The organism is Psychrobacter communis, from assembly GCF_014836505.1.
GTDB lineage: Bacteria > Pseudomonadota > Gammaproteobacteria > Pseudomonadales > Moraxellaceae > Psychrobacter > Psychrobacter faecalis.
Window position 1 is genome coordinate 1 of the sequence record NZ_JACSQR010000002.1, and the last position, 23,190, is coordinate 23,190.

Annotated in this window: 13 protein-coding genes and 2 pseudogenes; 9 read left to right on the forward strand and 6 right to left on the reverse strand. The window is 44.2% G+C overall.

Going from position 1 to position 23,190, the window contains the following annotated elements:
- From H9653_RS01000 to nirB, 3 genes and pseudogenes are all read right to left on the reverse strand, one after another.
- A pseudogene (locus tag H9653_RS01000) lies at positions 1–299 on the reverse strand (transposase); the annotation flags it as partial.
- Positions 300–776: 477 nt separating this feature from the next.
- On the reverse strand, positions 777–1,184 hold the full coding sequence (gene nirD / locus H9653_RS01005; protein ID WP_068408020.1) for a nitrite reductase small subunit NirD: 408 nt from the start codon (positions 1,182–1,184) through the stop codon (positions 777–779).
- 45 nt (positions 1,185–1,229) lie between these two features.
- The gene (gene nirB, locus H9653_RS01010; protein ID WP_191689799.1) at positions 1,230–3,839 is read right to left on the reverse strand and encodes a nitrite reductase large subunit NirB; all 2,610 of its coding nucleotides are present in this window, start codon (positions 3,837–3,839) and stop codon (positions 1,230–1,232) included.
- A gap of 571 nt (positions 3,840–4,410) precedes the next feature.
- On the opposite strand from nirB, the gene H9653_RS01015 reads away from it, so the two are divergent.
- From H9653_RS01015 to cobA, 6 genes are all read left to right on the forward strand, one after another.
- Positions 4,411–5,922 (forward strand): NarK family nitrate/nitrite MFS transporter, encoded by a 1,512-nt coding sequence (locus H9653_RS01015; RefSeq protein ID WP_191689801.1) that lies wholly within the window; start codon positions 4,411–4,413, stop codon positions 5,920–5,922.
- A gap of 2 nt (positions 5,923–5,924) precedes the next feature.
- Positions 5,925–7,994, forward strand: a complete 2,070-nt coding sequence (locus H9653_RS01020; protein ID WP_191689803.1) for a bifunctional protein-serine/threonine kinase/phosphatase — start codon at positions 5,925–5,927, stop codon at positions 7,992–7,994.
- A gap of 77 nt (positions 7,995–8,071) precedes the next feature.
- The gene (locus H9653_RS12425) at positions 8,072–8,230 is read left to right on the forward strand and encodes a hypothetical protein (protein WP_225211543.1); all 159 of its coding nucleotides are present in this window, start codon (positions 8,072–8,074) and stop codon (positions 8,228–8,230) included.
- A 15-nt stretch (positions 8,231–8,245) separates the two neighbouring features.
- Positions 8,246–9,502 (forward strand): NAD(P)/FAD-dependent oxidoreductase, encoded by a 1,257-nt coding sequence (locus H9653_RS12630; RefSeq protein ID WP_318242140.1) that lies wholly within the window; start codon positions 8,246–8,248, stop codon positions 9,500–9,502.
- Positions 9,499–12,786 carry a molybdopterin-dependent oxidoreductase gene (locus tag H9653_RS01030; RefSeq protein WP_191689805.1) on the forward strand — a complete coding sequence of 1,096 codons (3,288 nt, stop codon included), beginning with the start codon at positions 9,499–9,501 and terminating at the stop codon, positions 12,784–12,786. Before H9653_RS12630 ends, H9653_RS01030 begins: the two co-directional genes overlap by 4 nt.
- Positions 12,787–12,895: 109 nt before the next feature.
- Positions 12,896–13,825 carry a uroporphyrinogen-III C-methyltransferase gene (cobA, locus tag H9653_RS01035; protein WP_068408011.1) on the forward strand — a complete coding sequence of 310 codons (930 nt, stop codon included), beginning with the start codon at positions 12,896–12,898 and terminating at the stop codon, positions 13,823–13,825.
- Positions 13,826–13,883: 58 nt separating this feature from the next.
- Here the strand turns inward: cobA and H9653_RS01040 are convergent, their stop codons facing one another.
- A complete protein-coding gene (locus tag H9653_RS01040; protein WP_191689807.1) occupies positions 13,884–14,768 on the reverse strand; it encodes a LysR family transcriptional regulator in 885 nt (294 codons plus the stop codon).
- Positions 14,769–14,962: 194 nt separating this feature from the next.
- On the opposite strand from H9653_RS01040, the gene H9653_RS01045 reads away from it, so the two are divergent.
- Positions 14,963–16,090 (forward strand): alkene reductase, encoded by a 1,128-nt coding sequence (locus H9653_RS01045; RefSeq protein ID WP_191690031.1) that lies wholly within the window; start codon positions 14,963–14,965, stop codon positions 16,088–16,090.
- A gap of 965 nt (positions 16,091–17,055) precedes the next feature.
- Here H9653_RS01045 and H9653_RS01050 read toward each other — a convergent pair.
- Positions 17,056–18,337 (reverse strand): annotated as a pseudogene (locus H9653_RS01050) (IS256 family transposase).
- 111 nt (positions 18,338–18,448) lie between these two features.
- The gene (locus H9653_RS01055) at positions 18,449–19,354 is read right to left on the reverse strand and encodes a LysR family transcriptional regulator (RefSeq protein WP_068408371.1); all 906 of its coding nucleotides are present in this window, start codon (positions 19,352–19,354) and stop codon (positions 18,449–18,451) included.
- A gap of 293 nt (positions 19,355–19,647) precedes the next feature.
- On the opposite strand from H9653_RS01055, the gene H9653_RS01060 reads away from it, so the two are divergent.
- Both H9653_RS01060 and dld read left to right on the forward strand, forming a co-directional pair.
- The gene (locus H9653_RS01060) at positions 19,648–21,351 is read left to right on the forward strand and encodes an L-lactate permease (protein ID WP_102076855.1); all 1,704 of its coding nucleotides are present in this window, start codon (positions 19,648–19,650) and stop codon (positions 21,349–21,351) included.
- Positions 21,352–21,416: 65 nt separating this feature from the next.
- Positions 21,417–23,123, forward strand: a complete 1,707-nt coding sequence (gene dld / locus H9653_RS01065) for a D-lactate dehydrogenase (RefSeq protein ID WP_191690033.1) — start codon at positions 21,417–21,419, stop codon at positions 23,121–23,123.
- The last annotated feature ends 67 nt before the right edge of the window (positions 23,124–23,190 follow it).

Consider the following 23,190-nt stretch of genomic DNA (forward strand, 5'->3'; position numbering starts at 1 on the left):
ATGCTGGTGACACCGTATATAACTTCCGTCGATGAATACCCATTCCGTATCAACTTCTTTTCGTAGGCTAAAAAAAAATTCTCCCATAAGCCAGTTTTCGACCAGCGGTTGAAACGACTATAGGCTGTTTTCCAAGAACACAACTCTTTAGGTATGTCACGCCAAGGCGCACCTGTGCGTAGTTTCCACAGTATGGCTTCCATGACCTCTCGACTGTTTTGAGTGTGATAGCAGCCATGCTGTGTCATTGTTGATTGCAATTGATCCCAAAGCGTATCTGTTAGTGCTGTTCTTGCCATAACTTGTATTTCTCGCATCGACTCAGTAGATGCGGTATTGTAACTATTATTTATGCCTTATCCAATTGAAGACACGCCCTAATTCTATTCCTACTTTCATTTCACCACGAGATGAGACAAAAAATGAAAGGCAAAATGGTGATGAGCAAATCAATAATATGAAGGCTAGAAAAGTTAAAACAGCACTTAGTGAGCATGATTTTAGATAAGAGGCGCAGAATACCTTATTCCGTGACTCAGAGAAACAGGCCAGCCAGAAACCTGACATTACCACTCAGACAGAAATGAATCCACAGGATTTTAAAGCAGAAGCTAAGAGTATCTTGTATCGGGATGAGACTAAAGCAGGTAATAATCTGAGAAGGTTTTAATTTCAAAGCCTATCTCAGATTATTATGCAATCTTGAATATTATATCAACCACTGTCTATCAACTATTGAGTATTGACTAAAACAGATGTAAATGTAAACCAACAGCTTAGACAGCCTCTATTTCGAGTAGTGTCGTAGATGACGTTTCTAACTGCTCATATTTTATAATCACATCATTACCTTCAAAACTAATATCAAGCTCAACATCATAAGTAGCAAGCATTACACTGTTATCATCCAAGCACTGACCGGTAGCAATGTTAAAGCGCTGCTTATAAATAGGTGAAGCCACATACAACACCGCTTCATCAATGCCACCATCGTTGGTAACAGTAGTACCACCCACTAACCCTCTAGATAATACATTGGCCTGACTAAAGGGATCATAGTTATCAAGCGCGAATAGTTTATTGTCTTTAGTACGAAAAATTGCTACTTGTTTGCCCTCTATTAGTGCGCAAACACCAGTTTCAGGGAGAATGTCTTCTAATCTACAAACTACATACTGGTTCATTGGATTATCCTTATTGGTGTATGATCGAAAGTTATTAAGCGGTGATTAAGACAGCTCAGTCGCTAGGATTTTAGCTTTTTCAATATCGGTCGCAGGGCGGATCTGCTCGCGCTCGGTGACAAAGACCACATTGTCATCTCCTTGTTCACTATTGACGAAGTGACGGAAGCGTTTGAGCTTTTCGCTATCGGTGATGGTGGCTTTCCACTCACACACATAGTTGTCGATCAGCAGTTGCATCTGCGCCTCTAGCTCATCAGCGATGCCTAAACTGTCTTCAACAATGACGGCTTGTAAATACGCCAATCCGCCATCTAAGCTCTCGCGCCATTTTGAGGTACGCTGGAGCTTATCTGCTGTTTTGATATAAAACATGATAATACGGTCGATGTATTTGATGACCGTATCGCTATCAAGATCAGTGGCAAACAATTCGCCATGACGCGGGGTCATACCGCCATTACCACAGACAAATAAATTCCAACCATTTTCGGTGGCGATAATACCAAAGTCCTTGCTTTGTGCCTCTGCACACTCGCGTGTACATCCAGACACGCCCATTTTTATCTTGTGCGGTGAACGCACGCCTTTATAGCGGTCTTCTAATCTTAGTGCTAAGCCGACACTGTCATCGACACCGTAGCGACACCAGTTATTACCCACGCAGGATTTAACCGTCCTTAACGACTTACCATAAGCGTGACCAGTCTCAAAACCGGCTTGCACCAACTGTGTCCAGATATCAGGTAGTTGGTCTAGACGTGCACCAAATAAATCCACGCGCTGACCACCCGTAATTTTGGTATATAGATTAAATTCTTTGGCGACTTGTCCAAGGATGATCAGCTTATCAGCAGTGATTTCACCACCCGGCACACGAGGTACGACCGAATAGGTGCCATCTTTTTGTATATTTCCCAGATAGTAGTCATTGCTGTCTTGCAACGGTGTCAGTTCAGGCTTGAGCACATAATCATTCCAGCATGAGGCCAAGATGGAGGCGACCGTAGGTTTGCAAATCTCGCAGCCATGACCTTTACCATGCTCCTCCAGTAGCGCATCAAAAGTTCTAATACCATGAACACGAATCAAGCTATAGATCTCTTGACGGGTATAAGCAAAGTGCTCACATAAGTCGTTATTGACCTCAAAACCAAGGGTCGTTAACTGGTAGCTTAAAGTGTCTTTCACCATAGGAGCACAGCCACCACAGCCTGTACCTGCACTGGTACAAGACTTTACTTCGGCAATGGAGTACGCACCGTTCTCAACCGCCGTGCAAATATCGCCTTTGGTGACGTTGTAGCATGAGCAAATCGTAGCGCTATCCGGTAAGTTCTCTATACCCATTGCTGGTTTTTCAACGTTCGGTAAAATCAAGCTCTCAGGATGGGCAGGCAAGTCGACATCATTGAGGTATAGCTGTAATAGATTGTTATAGTCTTCGGTATCACCGACCAATACCGCGCCAAGCAAGCGCTTGTTATCAGGCGTTGTGACCAGTTTTTTATAGATGCCTGTCGCAGGATTTTGATATAAATAGCTCAAGCTGTCTGCGCTTTTGCCATGTGCGTCACCGATACTGCCTACATCCACGCCCATCAGTTTGAGCTTGGTGCTCATATCAGCGCCTGTAAAGGTTTGCGTTTGTTCTCCGGCAATTTGCGCCGCACAAATATTCGCCATGCTATAACCAGGTGCCACTAAGCCAAATACTTGATTATCCCATACCGCGCATTCGCCAATAGCATACACATGTTTGGACGTGGTACGGCACTGCTCATTAATTACAATACCGCCGCGCGCACCCATTTCAATAGCGCACTTAGGGTTGTTTTTGATAATGCCGTCTTGTGGACGAATACCGGCACTAAAGACGATCATATCGGTATCAAGCGAGGTGTCATCGGTGAATTGCATGGTCAGCTGGCACGGGTTCTCATTAAAGGTGCTCAGGTTTTTATGTATGGCGTCGGTATTATCAATAATGGCTTGGGTGTTTTTACCGGTCAATACTTTGACGCCAAGCGCTTCAATTTTTCGTTTCAAAATATCGCCGCCAGCCGCATCAAGCTGTACGCCCATCAACTGCGGGGCAAACTCTACCACATAAGTCTCTAATCCTAAGGTGACCAGTGCTTTTGCCGCTTCAAGCCCGAGTAGTCCTCCACCCACGACCACGCCTCTTTTTACTTTGGGCTGCTTAGCAATGGCAAGAATGTCGTCCAAATCAGCAATGGTGCGATACACATGACAGTGTCGATGCTCTCGTCCTGGAATCGGTGGCACAAACGGATATGAGCCTGTTGCCAGTACCAGCTCACTATATTCAATTTGCTCGCCAGCTTTAGTGGTGATGTATTGATTGGTGGTGTCGATATCTACAATACATTGATTCAAATGCAGCTGAATCTGGGCTGATTCATAGGTGCTCAAATCAACCAAGTTGAGTTTGCTGACATCTTTATGCTCAAAGTAGCTCGATAAATACACCCGATCGTAAGCAGGACGGTTTTCTTCAGCAAACACATGAATTTCAAACTGCTCATGCAAGCCTTTTTCTATGGCGCGCTCAATAAAATGATGCCCAACCATACCGTTGCCAATCACTACCAACTTAGTTTTACCTGCCTTACTCACTATAGTGCTACTCATGTGATTATCCTTAGTCATGCGTTTATCTAAATAGTGCTTACAGCAATTACACCTTCAATAACTGTGCCAAGCACCCTTATATAGCACCATATTTCTAAGCGAAAGGCTGATTACTACAGAAGAAAGCCTGTGTCAATGACAGTGTCTTTCTAAGGCAGCGTGGTATTTTCGAGTATATGAATAGGCATGATAAATAAGACAGTCTTTGCTCATTGAATGTGAGGATATAAAAAATAGATGCACCAAAATAGATGCACCAAAATAGATAAAACTATGCACCAATTTGTTTGTTTTTATAGCAGTGAGGATTTTAAATTTATCTCGATAAAGTTAGTATTTTCATATAGCTATTAGAGTATGAGTAATTTATCCAAGCTACTTGGATGTCATCTATAGCAACGTATAGACGCTTTTATCAAAGGTAAATTTTATCTTCACAACACGGCTCATAGCGGCAGCTGGCACAGCCATTGCACCCCCTTAAATGCTCTAACAGGTTAGCTCGTTCAATACAATATGTTCTTCGACTTTCCCTGTTGGCCCTAAATTTCACTATTTAAGGAAACCGCTTATGTCGTCATCGCCATCACCGAGCCCTACTGCACCAAATAAAAACAAGCTTAATATCCTTTCCTTTACTGGTAAGAATAAGATACTCCATCTTGGATGGATGGCTTTTTTTCTGACCTTTTTTGTATGGTTTAACCACGCACCATTCTTATCTGCCATCGGTGAGACCTTGAGCTTGACCAAAGACCAAGTCAAAACCTTGTTGATATTAAACGTTGCTTTGACTATTCCCGCTCGAGTCATTATTGGCATGCTGACCGATCGTTTTGGTCCGCGCCTCGTCTATACCGCCATTTTGGCTATTGGAGCGATTCCCTGTTTTACCTTTGCCTTTGCGCAAGATTACAACACGCTGGCATTGTCTCGTTTCTTTTTGGGCTTTGTGGGCGCAGGGTTTGTGGTGGGCATTCGTCTCATGAGTGATTGGTTCCCTGCAAGCGAGTTGGGTACGGCTGAAGGTATTTATGGCGGTTGGGGTAATTTTGGTTCTGCTGCTGCGGCCTTGCTGTTGCCAACAGTAGCTATTATTGCTGCGGCTATGTTTGGTGGCGATGAAGGATGGCGTTATGCGACGGCCACCTCTGGGGTGGTGATGATGCTCTATAGTGTGTTTTTTTATAAGATGGTACGTGATACTCCCAAGGGTGCCACGTATTTTAAACCCAAAAAATCTGGTGCCATGATGGTAACCTCAACAGGCGACTTTTGGCTAATGATGACGTTTAAGCTGCCAATGTATTTGGCGTTAGCGCTTCTGGCATGGAAGCTATCACCTGCTGGCGTCAGCTTACTCAGTCAGTCGAGTGTCAATATCGTCTACATCGGATTGGTTGTTTTATATATTTATGAGTTCGTCAGTAGCTATCGTTTTAATAAAGAGGTGTTTACGACTCCTGTGCCAAAAGCGCATCAATATGATTTTAAGCAGGTCGGCATCCTAAATGTTTTATACTTTGCGACCTTTGGCTCAGAGCTTGCCGTGGTGTCTATGTTGCCACTTTTTTATCAAGAGACATTTAACCTATCGATTGTGATGGCAGGGGTTTTGGCCTCAAGCTATGCATTTATGAATTTAATGTCGCGACCGGGCGGCGGTTGGCTCAGTGATAAGTTTGGGCGCAAAATCACGCTGTTGATTTTGACAGCAGGCTTAGCCGTTGGTTATCTATTAATGGGCATCGTTGATTCAACATGGCCGATTGCCTTGGCACTATTCATCACAATGTTTTGCTCGTTCTTTGTGCAGGCGGGTGAAGGCGCTGTATTTGCTGTCATTCCACTGATCAAGCGTAGCATGACCGGACAATTTGCTGGCATGACTGGTGCTTATGGGAATGTTGGTTCAGTTGTTTATTTAACTGTATTGAGTCTGGTCTCTTATCAGGTGTTCTTTATGGTGATTGCAGCGACCGCCGTCATTGGCTTCTTTGCGCTGTTCTTTTTAAAAGAACCTGAAGGTGTCATCATCGAAGAGATGCCTGATGGTAGTTTTGCCCAAATACAAGTGAGCTAAATATGCAAATGAATGAGGCGCTGTGGCAGCTTGATTTTCATAGCATGCAAGGGCGGAAATCCGAGAATCAAGACAGCTTGCTAATCACAACCTGCTTACCATATGACAAGCTTGCCGCATCTGCACCTTTATTGGTGCTGATGGCAGACGGCGTCAGTGCCTGTCAGTTTCCCAAACAAGCCAGTCAATTGGTGGTCAATACTGTCGCGCACCATCTTACCTTAGCACTCAAAAATAAGGCACTTCAAGAAATGGTATTGGCAGAAAACCAAGCGCAATCAGCCAATAAAACACAGGCCAATGGTCAAGAAACATACATAGACTTTGACAACCATCAAATTGCAATATTGATTCGGGAGACGGTCCATAAAGCCAACGATGCCCTCTATTTCCCGCAAGTCTATGAGCGCGTGCCACCACTATTATCGACCTTGTCAGGCCTGCTATGTATCGGCGACCGTATTCATCTGTTTCATACAGGCGACTCACGTATTTACCGTATTGGTATTGATAGCATGGCAGTACTTACTAAAGACCATCGCATTCATCATGGGCAAGATAAAGGCGCGCTATCTGCCGCTATTGGCGCGGATACGATGGTCAATCTCCAGCAGTTAGTGTTTACCTTGCATCAAAATGAGTGTTTAGCCTTGATGACCGATGGTGTTTATGAGTCTATTGCAGCGCCCGAGCTTCAGTTCGAGTTATGTACAGCAGTAAGGGCGCTATGTCATCCGAATCAGACGATAGATACGTCGGAGCATAGCTCTATTGACTGGGCGATGAATAGTCTTAGTGTCAGCCAAAGCATATGCCAGCAAGCGTTTAATGAGGGCAGTCATGACAACTTAAGTATGATAATGCTGGGTATGAATATACAAGCACGCCATAAGCAGACGTTTAATGAGCAGAATTCTAGGTCAGGCGAAAGTGCTCATACTAAGGACAATAGTGATTATGAAAACCCTAGCCTTCATGATATCCATCGTTATCAGTTGTTAACGGGGTTGGAAGTTGGGGCGCGGATTGATGGTTTTATCGTCAAGCATATTATAGCCCGCACTGCTCGTAGCGAAGTATATCTAGTAGAAGATGAAAACCATCATCCATTTGTATTAAAGTCACCAAGTCTTAGTGCTATTGCCGATGGTCATTATCTGCGCGAATTTTTAAAGGAGCGTAAAATCGGCCTAAGCTTATCTAAGCACAGACGGGCAGGCGAGCCTGCCTATAATCAAGCGGATCCTAACACCCTATCTATCGACCGAAACTTTACAGACATCACAGACATCACAGACATCAGCGGCATAAAACCCTATATAGACGCGAGCTCAGCGCTTAGCTCATCAGGGTTGCTGCGCTATTACCCCATACCAGCCAGCAGTACATATCTATATTATCTGACCGAATATATTGAAGGTGGGAGTCTAAGAGATTTCATGGATCGTCATGCGCCTTGTGATGTGTGGCAGACCTATGACTTACTCACCAAGATTGGTATGGCGGTTCGGGTGATGCATCGAAACTATCTATTACATCAAGATATCAAGCCTGAAAATATACTACTGACACCGTCAGGTGCGGTCAAATTGATAGATTTCGGTTCAGCCAGCTCATCTATACTCAAAGACAGTACGCGACCTCCCAATGGGGATTTGCACTACGTTGCACCAGAATATTACACCGATGCACCAAAAGGTGTGCACTCTGATTTATTTTCCATAGCTGTGATTGGCTATGAATTGCTAACAGGTGAGCTGCCATTTAGCTCACAAGCGTTAATGCATTCACATCAGGAAAATCATACATTGACCCTACCTACTGAGTTATTACGTCAGCACCGTGTACCCGCTGCCAGCCAGCAAGCATTAATGCGTGCGCTGCATTCTAATCCCCGCGCTCGCTATCAAGCGATTGGCGAGTTCTTACAAGATTTTAACCCTGACAATCACAATCCTAACCATATTAGCGACCCTGAGCCGCTCATCATACGCAGTCCATTACTGGTATGGCATAGCATTTGCTTTATCCAGTTTATAATTATTTTTTCGCTGTTGGCTTATTTTTTATAAGTTCAGTCTCAGCACAAAAAATGATATGACACGCCATTAATTAATGCTGCGCGTTGCGGCTAAGGGATTTTTTGCTCATGTCATCAGATAGATCAAAATTAACAATACAGACAACGTCTTATGCTCATTTAAATGCGGGTATTGTCATTATTGGTGCTGGCATGGCAGGCAGCCGTTTTGCCATTGAGTTGGCACGTGCGCGCCAACAAAGTCAGTCGTCAAATAATCAAAGGTGATTACCGATTATCCTTATCAGTAAAGAGCCGGAGGTCGGCTACAACCGCATTATGCTATCACCAGTACTGGCAGGAGATAGTGCCTTTGACGATACTTATTTATACCAGCAATCAGATTATGAACAGTTGGGTATTATTGTCTTAGCAGGGACTGCTGTTACCGCTGTGGACACCAAGCAACAGTCTATTGAGCTGGATAGTGGACAGACGCTGGTTTATGCCAAGCTGGTTATCGCTACGGGTTCGAGCGCTCGAGTCATACCTTTTCCCAATCATGATGCGACAGGCGTACATGTGTTCCGAGAGGTAGCTGATGTTAATGCTTTAATTGAATACGCGAATCAAGGAAAAAAAGGTTTGGTGATTGGCGGCGGTGTCTTAGGATTAGAAGCCGCTTGTGCGCTAGCTTCCCAAGGGGCAGACATGACGGTCGTTCATGTAGATAGCTATGTTCTTAACAGGCAGCTTGACTTACCGGCTGCCCAGCTATTGCAAGCTGAACTGGCTCGTCGGGGCGTAGCTGTGGAGGTCTCTGCTATTACTGATTGTATTATGGTCAATGACCAGCATGAAGTGGCGGGGTTATCACTGAAAGATGGACGTATCTTGCCAGCAAATTTTATCGTGATGGCAGTAGGGGTGATGCCTAATATAGCACTGGCGAGAGACTGTGGTCTTGAGGTCAACCGAGGCATCCTTGTAGATAACTTTATGCATACGAGCTGTCCTCATGTCTATGCAGTTGGCGAATGCGTAGAGTTGGATGGTGAGCTATTCGGTATGGTGGCACCTGTTAATCAGCAAGTGGATGCCTTAGTCTCTGTGCTAAAAGACACTCGACTATCGGGCGACAGCTTAGGTTCTAAAGAGAACTGGCAGCCTTTTCGCAGTACACCGCTGTCCTTAAAGCTAAAAGTATCTGGCATCAGTGCTTTTTCAGCAGGGCAAGTCGACTTTGAAGAGGAGGAAGCGGCAGCTATCGAAACCATTACTTATCAGCAAACCAGTATAAATCACTATCATTGCCTTTACCTTAGAAACAATAAACTGATCGGCGCTGTACTCTACGGTGAGGTCAATGAGGGCAGTTTCTATAGCCAGCTGATCAACAGCAATAGTGATATCGCGCCTATAAAAGCGGATTTAATATTTGGCGAGGCTTACTGTGATTTGGAGAAGGTAACGACAGATAGTGAGGCTAACGGAGACATGGATAACGATAGCGATCTGGATTTATTAAGCGCAGCAGACATAGTAGGAGCGGCGTCATGAGTGAAGTGATCTTGAGTAATAAACCGAATGCTAGTCAAGAATTAGAAAGTCGTATACGTCGATCTAATAACAAATCTGATGACATGATCAATCCTTCAAAAACGGCTCTTATTGCCACTTATACTGAAGAAATGACATCCACCATACGCACCACTTGTCCTTACTGCGGGGTAGGGTGTGGCGTCTTAGCCAGTGTCGATGCGATAGGGGTAGTGAGCGTAAAAGGAGATCCTGAACATCCTGCTAACTTTGGTAAACTATGCTCAAAGGGCAGTGCGCTGGCACAAACCTTAGGCAGCGAGCGCCGCTTAACTGAGCCTTATTATCAAAATAAACTAGCATCGATGGCACAACAGCAACCCATAACTTACCACTCTCATGCTTATAGCGCTACCGCAGCACTGAACAATCTAGCCTCTACCGTGCCGACCGATTGGAATAGTGTTCTAGATGATATCGCTACTCGCTTAAATGAAACTATCACCAAGCACGGTCGCGACAGCATTATGTTCTATGTCTCAGGGCAGCTGCTCACTGAGGATTACTACGTTGCCAATAAGTTTATAAAAGGCTTTATCGGTAATAATAATATCGACTCCAACTCACGACTGTGTATGTCATCGGCGGTAGCAGGACACAAACGTGCCTTTGGCGCAGATTTAGTCCTCGGTAATTATGAGGACTTAGAGGCCTGCGATTTATTGGTGCTGGTGGGCTCAAACATGGCATGGTGTCACCCTATTTTGTTTGGACGCTTTTTGGCCGCCAAAAAGGCTGATCCCAGTAAAAAACTGATTGCCATTGACCCACGTCGTACCGATTCCTGTGAGTTTGCCGATTTGCATCTACCGATAGCAGCGGGCACCGATACGCATTTATACAATGGTTTATTACATTATCTTAGCGAACACAGCTGCGCTGATATAGGTTATATCGAGCATGGTCATGGTGTTGATGATGCTTTAGCGGCAGCCAACGTCTGGAGCATTGAAAAAGTTGCTCAAGCTTGCCAAGTCAGTATCGACAGTATCCTTGAATTTTATCAGCTAGTCGCAGCTCATGACAAAACAGTAACTGCGTTTAGTATGGGCGTCAACCAGTCAAAGAGTGGCACTGATAAGGTTAATGCCATTATCAACACCCATCTGCTTACGGGACGAGTGGGCAAACCGGGTGCCAGTCCTTTTTCACTCACTGGTCAGCCAAATGCCATGGGCGGTCGAGAAGTAGGCGCGCTGGCTAATTTGCTGGCGGCACATTTAGATTTGAGTAATAGTGTTCATCGTCAACTGGTGGCTGACTTTTGGCAGGCACCTCAGCCTATTACTGCAGAAGTAGGCGTCAAAGCGTGCGATGCTGCCGATGCTATCTTAGATGGGCGGATTAAAGCCATTTGGGTTATGGCAACCAATCCGGTCGTGAGCTTACCTGACGCGGATAAATTTCGCCATGCATTAGCGGCTTGTGACTTGGTCATTGTCTCTGACTGCTCGGTAGACAGTGATACGGTTAAGTGCGCAGATATTGTATTACCTGCCCAAGGTTGGGGTGAAAAGTCAGGCACAGTCACCAATTCTGAGCGACGAATATCAAGACAACGCGCTGTAAAGCCTGCACTCGGTCTTGCCAAACCTGATTGGTGGATACTCTCGCAAGTGGCGAGGCGTATGGGGCTATCAGGGTTTGATTATGATCATCCTAGTGAGATATTTAATGAGTACGTGGCGCTCACTGCTTTTAAGAACAACCCTAGTCAATCAGCATCAAAAAACAATCAACCGCGCTATCTCAATTTGGCTAAAGACTTACCAATGCCAGTTCTAAGTCGCGCTGACTATGAGGTAATACCCCCCTTTCAGTGGGGTGGCGCGCGTATTACACCCACTCAAGTAAACCTCATTGCTATTACGCCTTCAGATAGTGCTAGCCTGCCTAATTTTCATCACTTCCATCAACATCAACGTCGGCAAAACTCGAATAAGAGCGATGTTAAGAATAGAGATAAGCGGCATAACACTGACTTCGACCCCTCAACCGTGAATCTACGCCTGATTACGGGCAGACTACGAGATCAGTGGCATACCATGACACGCACAGGGCTGTCGCCACAGCTCAATCAACATGAATCTGTGCCGACGCTGACTGTCCATCCTAATGAAGCCAAACAACTCGGTGTTGAAAAGGGCGACTATGTGCAGCTACATTCTCGCTATGAGCAGATCCTGCCGAATAGTGAGGCAACAACTATTGATACGAATAATGTTAGTAAAAATGCCGATACAGATAATGAGAATATCGAGCAAACGGTTTTAGCGCAAATCGCCATCAGTGATAGTATGCGTGTTGGTGATGCCTTTATGCCCATACACTGGAGTAATGCCTTTGCTAGCTTTGCACGGGTAGGGACGCTCATCCCGACATTTGTAGATCAATATTCAGGACAGCCTGAGCTAAAAAACTCAGCGATTCGCATGAGCGCCGTGCCTATGCAGACACTTGGCAAGATTATGGTGCATCCTGATTTGCAGGACACCATATTAGTGCACTTGCGTGCGATGACTGCTCATTTTAAGAAGAAAGCAATAGCGGGTGAGTCGCAAACAGCGTCTGCAAATTTTGAGTTAAATGGTGCATGTTCGTCTCTCTCACTACCAGCGCTGACATGGAGTATCAGCAGGCAAGCCAATAGTGTGCTCATTACTCTTGCCAGCCCAGCCGAGCGCACAGCTAGGCAGTTGCTTGACCCTAAATTTTGGCAGCAGTTTATCGATGACTATCAAAAGTCTGTATCAGAAAGATTGTTGATTGACAATGCTGACGATACTCTGACGGTTAATAGCGCTTTCACCTTGAGTAAACCAGAGAAGCAACTACGCTTTATCTCGACTCAGTCGGAGGTGAGGAGTGAGGCGTTAGACCATATACCAAGTCCTTTAGACTCTGCTATGCCGAGTGATCAGCTGCTATTAGCCATTTATTTTGCACCAAAAGTGATGTATTTGCCTAGTACACATTGGCTTGACATCTGCTTTGCCAGTACCGATGCCATACCAGTACAGCAGCGTTATAAATGGTTGCTGGCAGGCCGTCCAGCTACCGGCTATATCGATCCAGGTCCGTTGGTGTGCTCTTGCATGGCAGTCGGAGAAAACATTATTGTCAATGCAATCGCCAAGCAGCAGTGTCATAGCGCACAAGCAGTGGGCGAAGCGTGCCGTGCTGGTACCAATTGCGGCTCGTGTGTGGGTCAAATCAATGCGCTTATTGAGGAGTATGCGTCATAGCTGTCTTATAACTTCCTTATAGCCGCCTTATGAAATACAACCAATTGATCAATATGGCATGGGGCTTGCACCGTATATTGCACTAACAGCATCATTAGGAGTCACCGTCATGACGGATTCATCTGCCTTTATCGCAACACTACCTCCAAACGATTTATCTAATAAAAAGTGTGTCGTCAATACACTAAACGCGCCATTAAATATAGCAGCTACAAAAGTAGGTACTGTGCATTTAGTCGGTGCAGGCTCTGGTGATCCTGAGCTGCTCACACTAAAAGCTTTGCGAATCATGCAGAGCGCTGATGTGGTGCTTTATGATAGTTTGGTCTCAGAGGATATCTTGGATATGTGCGAACCAACAGCAGAGAAGATATTCGTCGGTAAACGCCGAGCCAATCATGCGCTGCCGCAAGAAGGCATCAATGAGCTGCTGGTCAAGCACGCACTGGCAGGTAAAACAGTTGTAAGACTTAAAGGCGGCGACCCTTTTATCTTTGCGCGCGGCGGAGAGGAGCTTCAAGAAGTGGTACGCCATGGTATCTTTTTTGAATCTATTCCCGGTATTACTGCCGCCAGTGCCGCTGCTAGTAGTACAGGTATTCCATTGACGCATCGAGACCATGCGCAGACAGTGAAGTTTGTAACGGCATATAAGAAATCAGGAGCGCCCAACAATAACTATGACGAGCATTTAGATAGCACCCAAACCGTCGTTTTTTATATGGGATTGCATCAGCTAGATGAATTGACCGAAGGGTTAATAGCAGCGGGACGAGATAGCGAAACGCCTTTTGCGGTGATTAGCCATGCCAGCTTGCCCACGCAGCAACTGCTCATCGGTACGCTTGATAGTATCGCTAAGCAGCAAGCCGAAGCGAAATTGCCAACCCCAGCATTACTGATTATGGGCGATGTGGTGACGCTATATCATGAATTTGCAGACTACAACCTTGGTGCATTTGGTAAGCGTGCAGTCTGCAATATTAAGCAATCTATCACCGATAAACATCTTATACCTACTTTTGAGAGTGTTGCATAAAATATAGGGTTAGCCTAAATGCTCAATAAGATGACTTTAAGACAGGCTAATCTTTTAACTATAAATTTCGTAATTGCTCAATTAACCAGCGATGTATACCATTGTCACTGGTACGTGGATGCCATGCTGCGATTACCTTAAAGGTGGGCGGTAATGCTTCGATTTCAATCTCTTTGACTTTATTATTTGGTAATAGTCGCGCAGGGTAAAAGGCAATCATGTCGGTGGTGTGCAGGATATCTGGCACGGCTGAAAAGCTAGGAACTGACATCACAATATGGCGTTTAAGCCCTTTTTTTGCAAACCATTGATCATGCGATCCGCGCAAATTGGCACGCGAAGGCGATACCAACAGCTGTGGGTGTGCGGCAACTTGCGCCAGTGTGAATATCTCTGTTGCAAAGGTGTTTTTATAACCCGTCACACATAAATGCTGTTCTTCAAATAGCGTCACATACGATAAATTGTCAGGGATAAACTCTGGAAAAGTAATCAGTAAATCAAGTTCGCCTGCCGCAATCAGCTGATTGATATTGTCTGATGCAAAATCTCTCACTATCAGCTTTAAATGAGGCGCTTCACAGCGTGTGATACTAAATAACTGCGGCAATAATGCCTGCGTCGCATAGTCGGTTGCACTAATCGTAAAGACGCCTTTGTAGGTTTGCGGCGTAAACACTTCTGGCTCTAACAATACTTCCAACTGTTTTAATATCTCGTCAATCGGCTGCCGCATTGCTAGTGCTTTTGGTGTTGCCACCATGCTATTGCCTTGACGAATAAACAAACGATCATCAAACAAATCCCGTAGCTTACGCAACTGCTCACTAATCGCTTGTTGCGTCAGTCCCATTTTGCGCGCAACTTGCGAGAGATTTTTTAGATCAAGTAGTGCCTGCAATACTCTAAGCTGCTTGATATCTAGCCGATTCATACCATTCATAACACTTACCATTAATAGTTGTACCCTAGACAAGAAAGGCTTGTTTCTAATTGTACCTACAAAACTCTATGCTAACCAACATTACTTAAGCAGCCCATTAAACCTAAAAATAGATTCAGTGGCTCAAAAAATACGCCTATCCGTTTGCTTTAAAAGAGAGTGTTATGAAACAAGCTATGCTAAATGTGCCAAAAATGAAAAATACCAGTGCGTTATTTTCATCTGTACAACTTGGACCTTATACCCTTAAAAACCGTATCGTGATGCCGCCTTTGACGCGCTCTCGTAGCACGCAACCTGACAATATCCCTAATGATTTAATGGCAAGCTATTATGCACAGCGTGCCTCAGCAGGTTTTATGGTGACTGAAGGTACACAGATTGAGCCGCGTGGCCAAGGCTACGCGTGGACGCCCGGGATTCATTCACCAGCGCAAATTGAAGGCTGGAAAAAAGTCACGCAAGCAGTACATGCTAAAGGCAGTATTATTTTTGCGCAGCTGTGGCACGTTGGCCGCGTGTCTCATACCAGCTTACAACCCAATCAAGCGCAGCCTATCGCTCCATCTGCCATTACTGCCACTAACGTCAAAGTGTTTATTGAGACAGGTCCAGGCGAGGGCGCTTTAGCCGACCCAAGTGAGCCACGGGCACTGAGCACAGAAGAAGTGGGTGAATTGGTCGCTATGTATGCACAAGCCGCGCGCAACGCACTAGAAGCAGGTTTTGATGGGGTAGAGCTACACTGTGCCAATGGGTATTTGGTCAATCAATTTATCTCTGAGCATAGCAATACACGTGATGATCAATATGGTGGTTCGTTGACCAATCGTCTGCGTTTTTTAAAAGAAGTGGTTGCCGCCGTCAGTGAAGTGGTTGGCGCTGATCGTTTAGGCGTACGTTTTGCGCCTTTATTTGCCAGCACGGATGAGACTCGTGTGTATCTAGGCTTAGTAGAAGCAGACCCTCATCATACCTATATTGAAGCGATTAAAGTACTTGAACAGGCGGGCATTGCTTACTTATCCATTGCAGAGGCTGATTGGGATAATGCGCCTGATTTGCCAGAGCCTTTTTATCAAGCGGTCAGAGCTGAGTTTTCAGGACGTATTATTTATGCCGGTAAGTACACTGTGCAGAAGTCGGTCGATATATTATCTAAAGGTTATGGGGATTTATTTGCTTTTGGTCGTCCTTTTATTGCTAATCCCGATTTACCTGAACGCATAGCCAATCATTGGCCACTCAATGAGGCAGATCCTGCCACGATGTATGGTGGCACTGCCATTGGCTATAGTGATTATCCTCGCTATCAAGAATAGTCAAAAAAGTAGTGCATAAAACAAGGTCGATCACGGCCTTGTTTTCACCGCAGTAAGCGATGGGTATAAGCGGTACGATGACACTGTAAAAATGCACATAATTCTAAAGATATTTTATTTGTCAGTATTTATCAGTTGGTAGACGCAATGAATAAAAGTTTGAAAGACAGGCTGATACGCATATTAGTAGGATATGTCGGACTTTATCCGACGCTCAAAACCCATGCTATCAGTGACTCTAAAACAGTCTATTTAACTTATGGCTACCTAAAGTTGGGTTCGCGAGTTAAAATAGATAATTATCTAGTAAAAACAATGACCTATAGTCAATATAAAAATAAATGGTTCATGAACCTTAATATTCAACTTAGACTGAGTACGATAATCCTCATTTATTAATGTATGCGATTACTGTAAAGCTGACAATGCAGCAATGGCTAGAAAAGGCGGAGATGGTATCTGGTATCAGTAACTATTTCTGGATATTCAGGTAAAGAAGGCAAGGGAAATAAACCAGTTACGTATGATTGATAAGCCAAGTCAAACGCTTATTGTAGAGGGAAGATAACAATAGAAAATGAGCTCGCAGAAAAAGAGGTTGAACTGTTGAATCTAACTATCTATCTAGCAAATGGGAGATGTCTTTTAATACTGTTAGACTATGATAATTAAGGGAATTTAGATGTTAGAACAGCGTATAATCCAGACGCCTCCAAAGAGGATTGGGAGTATGTTAATGGAGAACTTCATAATTCCACAACGGTTATTAGCTATTTATAAGTAGTGAAACAATGCTTTTTAGAGTTCAATGCTACGGGCAACGTGTCTAAGAATATTTTAGATTGACTTAATCATTTAAGGTTATTGAACCGCCCCGAGTATATCAGTTAGTAATTATACTAGTGATGATTACAATGGTTATTTGAACGGTAACGAGCCCATCTCAGATTCTGTGTAACTGCCATTTAGATTAAATGCCTGCTTATACGATCATCAAACATAATCATAAAGCGATTCAGAGCAGACGTCCAGTTACGAATCGGCATCGACCACTTTTTGGATGCTTGCTGAGTTGCTAGGTAGACTACCTTGAATGCTGCCTGATCAGAGGGAAACACCTTACGCTTATTCACCGCCGTTCGAATCACACTGTTTAGCGACTCTATCGCATTGGTGGTATAGATGGCTTTTCTGATGTCTTTAGGATAACCAAAGAACACCGTTAAGCCCTCCCAGTTATTACGCCAAGACTTGATGACATGCGGGTACTCTTTGCCCCATACTTCATCAAAGTGCTCAAGGTTGGCCTCTGCCATCTCAAGCGTATCAGCGCCGTAGATGGCTTTTAAATCAGCCGCTATTGCCTTCTTATCTGTCCAAGGTACAAACTTCATCGAATAGCGCACCATATGTACGATACACAGCTGAACCTTGGCTTTGGGATAAACGGTATTGATGGCATCAGGGAAGCCCTTTAGACCATCAACACAAGCGATTAGGATATCTTGTACCCCGCGGTTTTGTAGTTCAGTGAGAACGCCAAGCCAGAACTTAGCGCCTTCATTCTCTGATAGCCACATGCCAAGCAGCTCTTTTCTACCATCAAGTCCCACGCCTAGCGCCAGATAGATTGCCTTGTTGATAATCTGCTTATCTTGACGTACTTTGACGACAATACAGTCTAAATAGACAATAGGATAAACACTGCTTAACGGCCGGTTCTGCCATGCGGTGATGTCGTCTATGATGTTGTTAGTGACTCTTGAGACAAGAGAGCTTGAGATATCGACGTCGTAAAGCTCTTTGATACTCTCTACAATCTCAGTGGTGGTTTGACCTTTGGCGTATGAGCGAGGATCAGCAAGTGTCTGGGAGACACTTGCCCGAAGCGCAAGACGTAAGGCTATGCCTGTAGTGAAATATGATTTTGTCATCAAGGCCACTAATACGGGTTTGATGCTTGCGCACTAGTGTAGGTTCAAAGCTGCCACCGCGGTCTCTTGGCGTGGAGATCTCAAGGTCGCCTGTGTCGCTACGGACGGTCTTTTTAGTATGACCGTTGCGCTTATTAGGCTTGTCTGCTTTCTCATGCTTGGGGTAGCCGAGATGGTCTTCCATCTCAGCCTCTAAAGCAGTATCGATGAAGGATTGCATGAGCTGCTTCTGAAAGTCTTTGATGTCATCAAAGCTATTCATGCTACCAGCCATTTGCTCAGCCAGCTTTTTAATGTCAGATTGAGTAGTCATTGCTTATTCTCCTGTTATTGGATTATAAGCAGTTACACAGTTTTTAGGAAAGGCTCTATTAGCTTTTTTATTTCATTCATCTTTTTATAGACATCAAAATAGGCTTTTTACTTAGCAGTAGTAAGCCTGTTTCCGATGTAATGAGTCTCGCAAATGTGCAACGAGCAGTTTTAACTTTTGATCTGGTTGCCTGGCCTTAGGATATACTGCATACATGCCCAGTTCCTTTCGTGTAAACCGTTGCAAAATCTGAGTAAGTGTATGTTGTTGTATCTCCTCATGGACCAACGCTTGGGGCAAAAAAGCAATGCCTAAATCGCTGAGCGTGGCTTGTTTAATCGCACTAAGATGATTGCTATGAAACCTACCATGGACAGGCATTAATTGCTCTGTGCCGTCTATACATACTGGCCATATGTTGTTAGAGGTATTATCTAACTTATAGATTATGCACTCATGATTGTCTAATTCTTCAGGGGTTTGAGGCGTACCATATCGCTTTAAATAGTCTGGCGTCGCACATATCACCCATCGGCTATCTATAAGACGTCTTGCAATGAGCGATGAGTCTTCAAGCTCAGCGGTCCTTATTGCCAAATCAAATCCTTCCTCTATCAAGTCAACCAATCGATTGGTAATTTGTAACTCTACCGATACTTCAGGGTGTTGTTTACAGAATTCAGCAATAGATTCGCTCAATATGAAATTCGCAGAGACCACAGGCAGGGTTATACGTATATGGCCTTTCATATCTTCGCCGTAACCCGTTACTGCATCTTCAGCTTCCTGAAAGGCATGTTTAGCAATTTTAGCTTTGTCGTAAAGCGTCCTGCCGGCATCGGTTAAGCTCAACTTTCTAGTGGTTCTATAAATGAGTTGAGTATTTAAGTTCTCTTCTAATCTTGCAATGCGCTTGCTCACTACTGAATTGGTTAATGATAGCTTTTCAGCGACTTTAGAAAATGACCCTTCCTCAACAACTTGGACAAATAAAACCATATCGTCAGCTTTGACCATACTTGTGCTCCAATTGGCGTAATGCGGATTAGATTATAGCAAAAAAGGAAAATAATATTGTCCATTGATGCAATATATCAATTAATTAACAAGGCGTAGACTATTTTAGGGCTTTTTGAACATGGGCCATAGACTGTCGCAAGTCGTGCTCGGTTTTGTCTACAAGACGGCTTGGATAAATTAGCAGTCCCTGTTTGTGAATGTTTAATACAACTTAGTCATCATTGAGTCGTCAAAATAAAGGCTGCGATGACTTGGTTCAGGGAAGATCGCACAATCAAAAGGATGTAATTTTGAATCAAACAATATATGGGCTTTTGGCATTACTGCCAATCGTTCTCTGTGGTATTTTTCTTATAGGCTTGCAATGGTCAGCTAAAAAAACAATGCCTATCATTTTAGTTGTTACCGCTGCGCTTGCCATTTTTATATGGGATATGACGCTTAACCGAGTGTCATCATCTATTATTCAGGGTTTGGTGATAACTGTCTCGGTGTTGTGGATTGTCTTTGGTGCTATTTTTCTGTTGAATACATTAAAACATACTGGTGCAATCGCCGTTATCCGTGCTGGGTTTACCAATGTATCGCCAGATAGGCGTGTGCAAGCCATTATTATTGCATGGTGCTTTGGCTGCTTTCTTGAGGGTGCCTCAGGTTTTGGTACAGCTGCCGCTATTGCTGCGCCTTTGCTGGTGGCGATAGGATTTCCAGCGCTGGGTGCGGTGTTGATGGGAATGATGATACAAAGTACACCTGTATCATTTGGTGCGGTCGGTACGCCTATCGTTATTGGGGTAAATAATGGGTTAGATAAAGCGGCCATTAGCGCTCAACTGGCACAAGAAGGACTACAGTGGGGCGACTTTTTACAACTGATTACCAGTCAAGTGGCTATCATGCATGGTGTCATTGGTACGTTTATGCCACTTTTTATGGTGATGATGCTCACCCGCTTTTTTGGTAAGAATAAAAGCTGGAAAGAAGGCTTCGCTATTTGGCCGTTTGCGATTTTTGCAGGCTTGGCATTTACAATCCCTTATATGATAACCGGTGTTTTTTTAGGGCCAGAGTTTCCTTCACTGGTCGGAGGTTTAGTTAGTATAGCCATTGTTGTAAACGCTGCTAAAAGAGGGTTTTTAGTCCCAAAAACAACTTGGGATTTTGCGCCTCAGAAAAACTGGCCAAGCGAATGGATGGGTAAACTGGTGGTCAGTAAAGAAGATGTGACGCTTGATTTAACCAGTAAAAAGATGTCTGCGGTTATGGCGTGGTTCCCTTATTTACTCGTTGCAGTCTTACTGGTGTGCTCAAGAGTATTCGCTGGATTTGAATCCTTATTAACCAGTGCAACGTTAGATTTTACGACGGTTTTAGGAGAGGCAGATGTAAGCGCTAGTTTTAGTCCTCTGTACTTACCTGGAGGCTTGTTAGTAATAAGCGCCTTGGTTGCCGCTGCTCTGCAAACTAAAAAACCAGGTAGTGCACTAAATAATGCCTTTAAAGAATCAACTAAAACGGTCTTAGGAGCTGGTTTTGTACTGGTTTTTACGATTCCAATGGTCAGAATCTTTATCAATTCAGGGGTAAACTTATCAGATGTGGCGAGTATGCCAGTCGCCAGTGCCGAGTTGTTTGCGGGTACTTTTGGCAACGCTTTTCCGTTAATTAGTTCTACCATTGGTGCACTAGGGGCCTTTATCGCGGGTTCTAATACCGTTTCTAACATGATGTTTAGTCAATTTCAGTATGAAGCGGCGGTGAGCCTACGTATTTCACCTTCTTTAATCATAGCGTCTCAAGCTGTTGGTGCCGCAGCCGGTAATATGGTTGCCATACATAACGTGGTGGCTGCATCAGCAACGGTGGGTTTACTTGGTATGGAGGGCGCCACACTTAGGCGTACTATTTTACCCACCATATACTATGTGTTGTTCTGTGGCATCATCGTCATGGCCGCCATTTACATTTTTGGTTTTCAAGGGCCCTTAGCATGATGAATGACACACAATCACAAGATAAGGAGCATCATATATCTTCGTCAAATCGCGATTCTCAAGGCATGCTTAGTCCTGATCAAGTACTAGACAAGCTAACACAATTACTGGGTGCTAGTAATGTACAGGCTGATCCAGAGAAAAATGAGCACTATAGAATGGGGTGGCGCTCTGGTGGTGGCAGTGCCTTAGCCGTTTTATTTCCGCAAACACTGCTGGAGATTTGGCGTAGCCTAGAAATATGCGTTGAAGGCGACTGCATCATTATCATGCAAGCGGCTAAGACAGGTCTGACTGAAGGCTCAACACCGAGCGGTAATGACTACGATAGACCAGTTGTGGTGATTAATACGCTTGCAATGAACCAGTTGTATTTGGTGAATGACAACGAGCAAGTGATCAGCTTGCCTGGTGCGACATTGCATCAGCTACAAAGTCAGCTTAATGCTGTCAATAGAGCGCCTCATTCCGTCATCGGTTCCTCGACGTTAGGCGCGTCTATTATTGGCGGTATATCTAATAACTCTGGTGGGGCTTTGGTCAAAAGAGGGCCCGCCTATACCGAGCTTGCGTTGTTTGCCCAAATAAACGAACAAGGACAGCTGGTATTGGTTAATCATCTAGACGTAGAGCTAGGTGATACGCCAGAAGAAATACTGACTAATTTGCAAAATGGTAATTTTGATAAAAGAGAATTACCTGATAGTGGCAAGCTCGCATCTGACAAAGAGTACATCGCCAGAGTAAAAGACGTTGATGCAAGCACGCCCAGTCGCTTTAATGCGGACAAGCGCAGACTGTATGAAGCCAGTGGCTGCGCTGGCAAGCTTGCGGTGTTTGCAGTACGTCTTGACACTTATCCAATAGCGGCAAAAGAGAAAACCTTTTACATAGGCACTAACAGTGTGAGTGAGCTTGCACAGCTCAGAAGGCAGATACTATCAAGCTTCGACAATATCCCTGAAGTGGGCGAGTATATGCATCGTGATATATTTGATGTCTCCGCTAAATACGGTAAAGACACGTTCCTAAGTATTAAGCATCTCGGCACAGATGCCTTACCTAGATTGTTTTCTATCAAAGGCGCTATTGACGCTAAATTTCATAAGTGGTCATGGATGCCAAAGCATTTTACTGACAAAGTCATGCAGTTCATCGCTACTCTATTTCCAAAGCATTTACCGAAGCGCATGATTGAGTATCGTGAACAATATGAGCATCACCTAATCTTAAAAATGAGTGATGAAGGGATAGCAGAGGCACAGGATTTTCTGAAGACCTTCTTTGCTGCTTCAGACACGGGTAACTATTTTGAATGTAGCCAGGAAGAGTCAGAAAGCGCGCTTTTAAATCGTTTTGCGGCAGCCGGTGCCGCATTACGCTATGAAATCATACATGAAAAAGAAGTTGGTGAGATATTGGCATTAGATATTGCCATACCGCGTAATGAATTAGAATGGCTTGAAACCCTACCTGAAGAAATTGAAAAACACTTAGAGATGAAGCTGTATTACGGACACTTCTTTTGCTATGTGTTTCATCAAGATTATATTTTGAAGAAGGGCAGTGATGCACACCTTGTTAAAAAGATGATGTTAGAGCTATTGAGCGCACGCGGAGCCAAATATCCTGCTGAGCATAATGTAGGGCATCTATACGAAGCAGAGCCTGATTTGCAGAATTTCTATAAAAGCCTAGACCCAACCAATAGCTTTAATCCCGGCATCGGTAAAATGTCGAAAACCAAACGTAACTGCTCGTGCTGTGTGTAATAGTGAGTGTGGGTTGAGCTTGCCGCTTCAAAAATAAGCCAATTGCATCCATCGTTTAGCACTAATC